The sequence below is a fragment of the Streptomyces sp. NPDC088812 genome (assembly GCF_044750285.1).
Taxonomy (GTDB): domain Bacteria; phylum Actinomycetota; class Actinomycetes; order Streptomycetales; family Streptomycetaceae; genus Streptomyces.
Map to the genome: position 1 here is coordinate 1 of NZ_JBIVJP010000077.1, position 1405 is coordinate 1405.

Annotated in this window: 1 protein-coding gene; it reads left to right on the forward strand. The window is 68.2% G+C overall.

Annotated elements, in window-relative coordinates; genetic code table 11:
* Window positions 1-90: 90 nt before the first annotated feature.
* The coding region (locus ACIP67_RS43305) for an ATP-binding protein (RefSeq protein WP_401700235.1) at window positions 91-1405 on the forward strand (1315 nt) is incomplete at its 3' end.

Genomic DNA, 1405 nt, shown 5'->3' on the forward strand with positions numbered 1-1405 from the left:
CCTTCGCGCCGAGGGCCCCGTGGTGAGCTGCTCGAAGGTACGCCCCAGGACGCAGCTGCAGCAAAGTACTTGGCGCAGGAGGCCGCCTGCATGGCCGATACCCCGGGCAGCGGGGCGCTGATCGTGGGAGTCTCCAAGACCGCGGAACTGATCGGCACCGCTCTGGACAGGGAGTGGCTGCGTTTCCGCCTCTACGAGCTGACCGGGCGCGCTCTGACCGTCGACGTCCAGGAAGTCCAGGTACAGGGCGCCCGTCTTCTGGTCCTGTATCCGCCTGCGGCGGTGGAGCCGATCCGTGTGGAGGGCCGCATCCGTTGGCGCGTGGACGACCACTGTGCCGAGGTCGACGCCAGCACCTGGTTCACCCGGCAGATGTACCGCCGCCAATACGACTGGTCCGCAGAGACCTCAAACGTGCCGGCCGGGGAGGCAAGGCCCGCCGCCGTCGACATCGCACGTGCTTTCCTCTATGACAGCGGGGATGAGCGAGGCGAGGAGCTCGCCGAGGCGGAGACGCCCCAGCTCCTCCGGCGACTCAACGTGGTAGCCGAGGGAGGCATGCTGACCAACGCCGGAGTGCTGGCCTTCGTCGGTCGCCCGGAGCCGGCGCTGGACTACACCCATCATGAGGTGGCCGGTGCGGACAGCAGTATCCGGGTTCACCGTGGCGGCCGTTCCCTGCTGGAGGAACTTGCCGACGTCCTCCAGGCATTCGAGGCGAGGAACACGGTGCGGCACGTGCAGAGCGGACTCACCATCGGGCAGCTGCGGGATATCCCACGGTTAGCTGCTCGTGAAGCACTGGTCAACGGCCTGGCTCACCGTGAGTGGGGCGACCCCGGGGCCACTCGCGTCGAGCACATCGGACGCACCCTCCGCGTCACCAGCCCGGGAGGATTCTTCGGCGGCGTCGATCCGAGCAACATCATCACGCACCCCTCCGTGTCGAGGAACCCCGCCTTGACCCAATTGCTGGCGGACCTGCGTGTGGCCGAACGCCAGGGCATCGGCGTCGACCGTATGGTTCGGGAAATGGTTCGGGTGGGTCACCCGCAACCGGGGATCGAAGAGGTTGCCGGCCCCTACGTGCGCACGACCCTTGTGGGGGAGACCCTCGACGAGCCTTGGATGGCCTGGTTGTCCCAGGTGCAGCCACGCCCCCTCACGCGAGACGTGTCCGCTGTGCTGATCCTGCGCCACTTGGTGGACCGCGTATGGATCGACGAGACGACGGCGGCCGCACTGACCCAGGTCTCCCGGGCAGAGTCCCGCTCCATGCTGGAGCGACTCCACACCGCCACGGTTGGCGGTGGGACCATCCTCGAGGCTGTGTCCGGGGTGCCGGACGCCGTACCTCAGGCGTGGAGGTTGGGCGAGGCCGCCGCCCAGTTGCTTGCGGCCTTGG